General features: G+C 70.1%; 4 protein-coding genes. All 4 read right to left on the minus strand.

Features of this window, described 5'->3' with window-relative positions; all coding sequences use genetic code 11:
• Positions 1 to 123: 123 nt before the first annotated feature.
• The 4 genes from ACFV6I_RS24860 to amrS all read right to left on the minus strand — a co-directional run bounded on the left by ACFV6I_RS24860 (position 124) and on the right by amrS (position 5,254).
• A complete protein-coding gene (locus tag ACFV6I_RS24860; RefSeq protein ID WP_380379186.1) occupies positions 124 to 756 on the minus strand; it encodes a LysE/ArgO family amino acid transporter in 633 nt (210 codons plus the stop codon).
• A 156-nt stretch (positions 757 to 912) separates the two neighbouring features.
• Positions 913 to 2,211, minus strand: a complete 1,299-nt coding sequence (locus tag ACFV6I_RS24865; RefSeq protein ID WP_380427689.1) for a coproporphyrinogen-III oxidase family protein — start codon at positions 2,209 to 2,211, stop codon at positions 913 to 915.
• Between the two features lie 65 nt (positions 2,212 to 2,276).
• On the minus strand, positions 2,277 to 3,782 hold the full coding sequence (locus ACFV6I_RS24870; RefSeq protein ID WP_380427691.1) for a radical SAM protein: 1,506 nt from the start codon (positions 3,780 to 3,782) through the stop codon (positions 2,277 to 2,279).
• Positions 3,783 to 3,817: 35 nt separating this feature from the next.
• The gene (amrS, locus tag ACFV6I_RS24875) at positions 3,818 to 5,254 is read right to left on the minus strand and encodes an AmmeMemoRadiSam system radical SAM enzyme (RefSeq protein ID WP_063346372.1); all 1,437 of its coding nucleotides are present in this window, start codon (positions 5,252 to 5,254) and stop codon (positions 3,818 to 3,820) included.
• Positions 5,255 to 5,989: the final 735 nt, after the last annotated feature.

The following is a 5,989-nucleotide window of genomic DNA, read 5'->3' on the forward strand; positions in this document are numbered from 1 at the left end:
CCCCGCGGGCCGGCCCCGGCGCTGCTCTCTCGCGGCGCCCGATCGTCAAGATGCCGAGCCATCGTGGGCGGCTCTACGAAGGGCCTCGGTCAGCCGCCGCCCGACGCCGTCACCGCGGCCGGTTCAGGCGAGCGACTGGTAGGCCAGGAAGCCGCCGAAGAGGATGACCCCGATCCCGGCGACCAGGTCGACGCCCTTCAGCAGCCGGGCGCTGAAGCGCCGGCGGAACACCACCACGCCCGTGCTCAGCAGGGTGAACCACAGGAGCGTGCCGCAGCCGACGCCGACCAGCATGGACACCGAGGCGGGCAGCGTCCCGGTGACGTTCGCCGCCGTGGCCGCGGCGAAGGCGGCGGCCCAGTAGCCGATCGTCGCCGGGTTGGAGGCGGTGGCCGCCAGCGCGGTGCGGAACGCCGCCAGCGGGCGGACCACTTCGGGGTTCCGCTCGTCGTCGGTGGCCGTCTGGACCCGGAAGGCGGAGCGCAGCGAGCGCGCGCCGATGTACACCAGCACGGCGGCCCCGGCCAGCCCCAGGGCCGTCCGCAGCGCGGGGACGTCCAGCAGCCTGCCGACCCCGGCGAGGCCCAGGCCGGCGTAGGCGATGTCCACCAGGGCCGCGCCCAGGCCGATCGCCCAGCCGGTCGGGAAGCCGTCGCGCAGGACGCTGCGCACGCACAGCAGGCCGATGGGGCCGAGGGGCAGGGCGACCAGGAAGCCGAGGCTGAGCCCGGCGAACCACGCGGGGAGGATGTTCACCGCGGTCCCCCGCAGGTCACCGCGATCATTCCGGTCCGATGAAAGTCCCGGTGAAAGTCCCGGCTCAGGTCCCGGCTCAAGGCCCGGCGGAAGGCCTGGTGCGAGCACGTGCGCGACAATTCGCTCTGCCCCTCGTCACAACACCCGCCGATCAGGTCACTCGACGAGCTCCGATATGCCGAACCGTACCTCATCCCCTTCGGCGGGACTGAGATCTTCCGGCGCGTAGAACAGCTCGTACACATTGGTCGACAACAACTGACCGAGCCTGGTCAGCGCATACACGTCGGTGCCCCGTTCCTCCAGCCAGCCCTTGTCGACGAGCTGCTCGATCTCCGCCCCGAAGACGGCCTCCATGGTGACGCCGAACCGGTCGTGGAAGTCCGGCCGGTTGACCTCGCACATCTTGAGGCCGCGGATCATGACGCGGCGCATTTCCTGTTCCTTGGTGAGGTACGTGGCGAAATCCAGCGGAATTTGACCACTTCCGACCATCTCGTAGTACTTCTTGAGCGGCTTGACGTTGACGAACAGCCGGTCGTGGATCACGCTCTTCGACGAGACGCCGAATCCGATCATCGGCCAGGTCCGCCAGTAGTACTCCAGGAAGCGCGAGTAGTCGGCGCAGCGGTCGGGGTGGTAGTACCCCGTCGAGCTGCGCCGGGCGAAGCCCGCCGCCTCCAGCGCGTCGATGGCGTACTCGTACATCCGGCGCTCGTCCTGCGCCGAGGGGAGCGCCATCTTCCCGGACGTGATGAGCGAGTGGAACGCCGTCTTGGGCCAGATCTCCAGGCCGTAGGCCGTGATACAGGCCGGTTCGAGTTCGATGGCCCGGTCGACGCTGCGCTTCCAGTCGTCCACGGACTGGTCGGGCAGCGGAAAGATCAGGTCGATGTTGGTGTGCGTGAAACCGCCGTCGACGACGGTGCGGAAGGCGCGTTCGGCGGTGGCGAGGTCGTGCGAGCGGTTGCAGATCTCCAGCAGCCGGTCGTCGAAGGCCTGGACCCCGACGCTGAGCCGGGTGAACCCGGCCTCCCGCATCCGCGCGATCTTGGCCTCGTCGACCGTCGAGGGGTCGAATTCCAGGCCGATCTCCGCGCCCTCGTTGAATTCGAACGATTCCCGGCAGGCGTCCAGCAGCCGGGCCGTCTGGTCGCCGGTGAGGATGCCCGGCGTACCGCCGCCGAAATACACCGCGTCGACCCGGAACGCGGGGAAGGCCCGATTGGCGGCGAAGGCGCGGATCTCGCGTTCGAGCGCGTCGACGTACTGGGCGAAGTGCTGCTCGTTCCGGTTGATGTAGACGGTGTAGTCGCAGAATCCGCACTTGGTGATGCAGAACGGGACGTGCAGGTAGAGCACCGCGTTCTCGGGGCGGAAGTACTCGTCGTACTCGTGGTGCCGATATTTGAACGGGTACGTGTGGATGTTCCGTCGGATGATCTTCTCGGCCATCTGCGGTCGCTCCTTCGTCGGGGCCGGCCTGGCGTGGTGGTGGACGGGTCCGGGGGCGGAGGCCGTCAGCAGAGGACCTGGAACGGGCGGACGTCGGCGGCCGCGTCGAGGGCCGGCCGGTCGTTGGGGACCACCGGGCGCCCGCACGAGACGAAGAGGTCGTCGTAGCGCTCCCGCGACCGCTCGCGGTAGTCGGCGGCGGAGCGGGCCAGCATCTTGACGACCTCCTCCGCGAGCATCAACTGGTACTGGCAGGACTCGGTGTTGAGGACGTTCACGTCGCCCGAGGCCACGTGGTTCTCCTGCCGGCAGCCCCCGCCGCACAGGTAGCGGGCCCAGCACGACCCGCACACCCGGTGCTCGTCGACGGTGCGCCGCCACTCGGGGTGGTCCCGGGTGAGGCCCTCGGCCCCGGTGCCCACGTCGAAGCCCTGGTCACCGACCAGGCGGTGGCAGGGGCTGACGCTGCCGTCCGGGGAGTGCGTGTAGTACGTCCGGCCGCCCGAGCAGAACGCCAGCGCCGCCGCGCCCTCGGTGACCATCTGCACGGCGCGCTCGTACTCCAGCACGCCCTTGAACCGGTTGTCGGGGGCGAACAGCCGCGGGTAGTGGACCAGGAAGTCCTTGAACTGCTCCACGATGCCGGGCTGGAGGAAGTGGTTGATGTACTGGATGCCCTTCGGCTCGGACAGCTTCCGGTCCCCCAGCGTGAGGGCGATCGGTACCGTCGTGCCCTGCTCCACCGGGTAGACGCCCGGATAGATCTGGAAGTAGTCGAAGAGGTCGAGCCCCCACAGGTCGAGCACGCTCTCGGTGAGGCTGGGCGCCGCCGACGCGATGGTCATCCGGGCCACCAGGGTGACGTCGTCGCCGCACGCCTCGCGCAGCCGGAACAGGTTGCGGATGATCCGGTCGTAGGAGCCCTTCCCGTTCTTGGAGGGGCGGTTGGCGTCCTGGACCTCGCGGCCGCCGTCGATCGAGACCGAGACGATGAACCGGTGGTCGCGGAACAGCTCCTCGACGCCCTGGGGCATCAGGGTGAGGTTGGTCGAGATCCGGTGGACGAACTCGGTCCCCGAGCGCCCGGTGAGGTCGCGGGCGCGCTCGCAGATCTTGCGGATCACCGTGAAGTTCGCCAGCGGCTCCCCGCCGAAGAACTCGAAGCGGACCCGCTGCCCGGGCGCGGCGTAGCGGTGGATGAAGTCGAAGATCCAGGCGATCGAGTGCTCACCCATCGCCTCGGTGATCCGGCCGTAGTCCCCGCCCTCGGCGAAGCAGTACGTGCAGGCGAGGTTGCACACGTTCGTCAGGTTGACGTTGACCGCGAAGTCGGCGCCGTCGGAGAGCGCGCTCTCCCGGAGCCGGATGCGGTTGGCCTCCCGGCCGGTGGCGGCGCCGGCCTGCAGCCGCTCCCACGCCCGCCGCTCGTCCAGCCGCAGGTGGTCGACGCCGGAGGCCAGCCGCTCGGCGGTGTCCGCCGGGGCGAGCAGCAGCCGGTGGCTCCCGGTGATGAGGACGGCCGACAGGTCGTCGCTGAACGGCAGGACGCGGTAGTCGGTCCCGTGCCGCATCGGACCCGCCTGCTCCGTCGTGCTCGCGGGCCCGGTCATGACCTGGCGCGGGGCTGGAAGAGCGGCAGCGGCGAGACGTCCTCGTTCAGCGTTCCGGCGGAGGCCTCCACGGTCGGGAAGTGCGCGCGGTCGAAGACCTGGTGGAGGCTGGAGGTGCACTGCGGCGGTACGGCCACCTGGACGCCGACCTCGCCCGCCGTGCTCTTGGCCGCGATGTACCGGAAGCTCTCCTGCGGGGCCAGGTCGATGACCTGCCAGCCCTGGTCGGCGGCCGGGTCGCCGTAGCGGCGGTGGTAGGCCCGCACCGGCGCGGCGGAGGTGTTGCGCACCTGGACGTGCAGGGCGCGGACGTCGCCGTGCCAGTCGAAGCGGGCCAGGTCCAGGCCCTCGGCGGCGGGGAGTTCCGGCACCCGGGCGCGCGGGCGGGCGTCGGGCAGCAGGACGATCGGCGAGCGGGCGCCGCAGCCGATGCAGGCGCCGGCCGCGTCCAGGCCGACCAGGTCGGCGTTCAGGCCGTAGCGGGTGATCTGGAGCTGCCCGCACCGGTGGCACCAGGTGTTGGTCGACTCCGTGTCGTACACGTTCCCCAGGTAGACGTGGTTGAGCCCCATGTCCATGGCGACCTTGCGGGCCCGTTCCAGCCGGTCGACGGGGGTGCGGATGGTGTTGGTCATCTTGTAGTCCGGGTGGAAGCGCACGAAGTGCGTGGGCACGTCGGGGCTGAGCCGCTCGCCGACGAACCTCGCCATGTCCCGGGCGGTCGCCTCGTCGTCGCTGAGGTCGGTGACCATCAGCGTGGAGACCTCGACGTGCTTCCCGGCCCGGAACACCTGCTCGGTGCCCTCCAGGACCGGTTCCAGCCAGCCCTTGGTGATCTTCCGGTAGTACTTCGGGTCCAGGGACTTGATCGACACCGAGAAGATGTCGATCACCGGGATCAGTTCCTCGATCGCCTCGCCGCTGATGAAGAACGCGGACTTGTAGAGGTTGACGATTCCCGCCGCCTTGGCGAGGGCGGCCGTCTCCACGACGAACTCGTGCCACACCACCGGGTCGTTGTAGGTCCAGGAGATCACCTTCACGCCGTGCCGGACGGCGATGTCCACGACCTCCTCGGGCGTGTAGTGGTAGACGTCCTTGTCCTCCACGTGGCGCGCCTGCGACGTCTTCCAGTTGTGGCAGTAGTCGCAGTTGAGCATGCAGCCGACGTTCCCCATCGAGAGGATCCGGGCGCCGGGCGCGTAGTGGAACACCGCCTCGGTCTCGATGGTCTCCTCGGTGGCGTGGACCGAGCGCCCGTAGTTCAGGGTCACCAGGCGGCCGTCCCGGTTGGCCCGGACCATGCAGAATCCGTGCTGGCCGGGGCGGATCCGGCAGTTCCGGGGGCTGAGATGACATCGGACCACGCCGTCGTCCAGGCGTTCCTCCAGCCTGGCGGGGCGTGGTTCCTTGTCCCAGGTGTTCTGCGACATGGCTGTTCCTTCCGTGCGGTGGTACGGACACGGTGGTGCGGAGGCGGTGGTGCGGCGGCGACGGGTCGGGGCCGGACGGATCGGGGCCGGACGGGTAGATCCCGGACGGCCCGGCGCGGTCGTCCGCACCGGGCGGGCCCTCCGGATCAGGCCGTCGCCGGAGGAGGTGCGGTCACGTGCGCGGGGCACGCCGGGACGGGGCGCGCCGGGGCGGCGCGGTCGGGCAACCCGAATTCCCGCACTGCAGTGCGGAATTCGACATCGGCCCGCCCGTACGTCCGCCCGTACATCCGCCCGTGGTCCGGAACCCCACTGTCCCGGTTTCTCGCTTTCACCGGGCGGGCCGGTTCCGCGCGGGTTTCCGCGGTCACGAACGTCAAGCGGATCTCACTTTCCCTCATGACGAAGCCACTGCTGAGAAAAACGCCCCGTGAAGAGGCCGAAGCGGAGCGGGAGTTCGGTGAGAAATTCGCCAACTGCGATGAGCTTCGGCGTATGGGCTCCCGCCTGTCAAGAAGTCCGCGTGCCGCCCGATCCGGCCAACACCTCGAAGCGGACAGCGCCCTCCGGTCGCAGCGGGGCGCAGGTTAGGCAAGCCTCACAAACGGTGATCTCGCGCCTGCCCAGCGGGGGGGCGGGGGGGGGGGGGGCGGGGGGCGGGGGGGGGGGGGGGGGCGGGCGGGCGCGCCCCCGGGGGGAGGGGGGGGGACAGACTGCGCGCGCCGCCAGACAACC

This window comes from Kitasatospora sp. NPDC059803, assembly GCF_042732255.1.
Classification (GTDB): domain Bacteria; phylum Actinomycetota; class Actinomycetes; order Streptomycetales; family Streptomycetaceae; genus Kitasatospora.